This window comes from uncultured Succinivibrio sp. (genome assembly GCF_902756765.1).
Classification (GTDB): Bacteria; Pseudomonadota; Gammaproteobacteria; order Enterobacterales; family Succinivibrionaceae; genus Succinivibrio.
In genome coordinates, this window is sequence record NZ_CACVSS010000176.1 from 1 (window position 1) to 2,465 (window position 2,465).

General features: G+C 40.8%; 2 protein-coding genes. One reads left to right on the forward strand and one right to left on the reverse strand.

Translation table 11 applies throughout. From position 1 onward, the window contains the following. On the forward strand, positions 1-1,550 hold a 1,550-nt coding region (locus QZU45_RS12110; protein WP_295355652.1), incomplete at its 5' end, for an RNA repair transcriptional activator RtcR family protein. A gap of 65 nt (positions 1,551-1,615) precedes the next feature. Here the strand turns inward: QZU45_RS12110 and QZU45_RS12115 are convergent. Next, positions 1,616-2,465 (reverse strand): hypothetical protein (locus QZU45_RS12115; protein ID WP_295355654.1); only part of this gene is annotated, 850 nt, incomplete at its 5' end.

Here is a 2,465-nt window from a genome sequence, read left to right on the forward strand (position 1 = left end):
CAAAAGCAGAGTCAGATTTACCAATATATGTAAGCTGGATTGGTACAACAGATATTAACTGTATGGAATCCTGGAGAGTAACCGAAGGTCTTGATACTCTTCCAGAGAACAGCAGTAGACTCACAATTCCTTTTAAGGAGGAACCTGGTCAGAACGGTCCAATAAGAACCTTTACCGATAACAATAAATTCTCACAAATATATCTTCTGGCAAGTAAAGAGTATGATTTTCTTGGCTCTCAGATGAAAGACTGGATCAAAAGAGGAAACAACAGTAAATGCCAGATTATCATTACCACTGTTGAAGATCCAACCTCCTATGACGAGGTTTACAAGGCCCTGGATAAATTCTTCTCAAAATACTGGACTGCAGAAACAGCCTCCCGATATGTCTTTAATTTAACTCCAGGCACTCCTGCCATGCAGGCAATGCTTTTCTATATGTCTCAGATTAGGTATTCAGGAGGAAAGACTTTCCGTACTGTCCCTAGAAAGTTTGCCAAGAACAATAAGCAGATCCTTGAGGTAAACGCACCATTCAGCTTAAAACCTGATTTATATCTGAATACTCAGACTCAATGTCCTCAGTCTGATGAGATTGAAAAGGTTATAGAACTGTATGCCCCTGTAAAAGCAATCAACATTCTGCTGTTAGGAGAAAGTGGTGTGGGTAAATCATCAGCAGCACAGAAGATCCACTATCGCTGTGGCGGAAAGAAGGACAACTTTATTATTGCAAACTGTGCTGAGCTTGCCGCCGGTGATGCCAATATGTTCAGAGCAGAACTGTTTGGAGCCAAGAAAGGCTCTTTTACCGGCTGTACTGAGGATAAGACAGGTTTATTTGAACTGGCGCAGAATGGAACAATCTTCCTGGATGAGGTCGCAGAAATTCCATTATCCAGTCAGTCGGTACTACTGCGAGCTCTGCAGGATAAAGAGATCATGAGTATCGGCAGTAAAAAGGTTGTCAGACTGAATAATGTGAGAGTTATATCGGCTACTAATCATAATCTGCTTGAAGATGTAAAAAACGGTAAGTTCAGGGAAGATCTGTATTATCGTCTGGCAATGTGTTCAATCACACTTCCAAATCTTAGAGAAATCTGTTTTACCAACAGAGAATACTTTCAGGAACTGGTTCAGACCATATTGAATGATCTGAAAAAAGAAGACACAAAACTGAATGATACAGAATTTAAACTGACACAGGATGCCTGGGACTGTTTGATGAGTTACCAGTGGCCGGGTAATATCAGACAGCTGCGTCATGTACTGCTGTTATCCACAGTGTACGCGTTAAATACAGGTAAAGCAGAGATTGACGGTAAGATTATTTCTTTACACCTGTCTAATGTAAACACTGTATCCTCTGGTAATTCAGCTGCAGAAGATTTTATTCCAAATGATCTGAATCAGTGGCTGTCTGAACAGAAAGACAGGATTATTAGAAACGCCTTAAGATTAACCAGTGACAATACTTCAAAAGCAGCAAAAATGCTGGGAATGAATGAGCAGACACTGTACTCTTATCTTAAAAAGGCCAGGTAGAAATAACTAATACAGAAAAGAATTCGTAGGAGTTGGCGGTAGTTTCAGTTTAATTGAATAAACGCCTAGTCCTCAAGCAGACAGCGGTTGTAGAAGTTGGTTACGTCCCTTGAGCAGAGAACTTCGCTGCCGTCTATAGGGGTATTGAAGCAGATGCCGGAGATAGTACGGCATCTTGAGAGAGCAACGTAGAGCTGACCGCAGGACCAGTATTCAGAATGCAGCAGCTTTGCGTTGTCAAAGGTCTGGCCCTGACTCTTATGAACAGTAACAGCCCAGCCCAGACGTAAAGGGATCTGAGTATAGGTACCGACAATACCCTTTTTAATTTTGATCTTCTTTCCTCCTTTAACGCCCTTAAAAGACTCGGTTTCAGCGAAATAGTCATATTTCTCCCAGGTATTTTTTTTAACAATAACAGTTCTTTTGGTTCTATCAAGTAAAACATATACCTGCTCATTATTGATTGCGTTTACAGTACCGGTATCACCATTTACGTATTCCTTTGAAATATCATTAGCAATGATAAGAACACGGGCGCCAACCTTTAGGGTTAATACTTTTTCACAGGCAATATCGCTCTCCTGAACATTGCCGCAGATCCTTATATTAAATCTGAATTCAGGACTCTGAATCTTGCCCAACTCATAGCTATTGTACTGATTAGCGGTTGCATTCTTACCGCAAATATACAGCTGCTCAGAGTGATCTCTAGTGCTGCGGTTAGAATTGATAAAATTAAGACCGCTAAAATCGCCAGTTCTGATGCAGTTCAGAGCCTCAACAAACACAGAGTCTTTCTGGCGAACACTTTCATTTAAGACAACAGTCTTAATGTTCATACGCTTCCAGGCATCAGTATTAAAAGCCCAGGCCTGTCTGTTATTAGGAAACAGCTTTTCTATCCATTTTCTA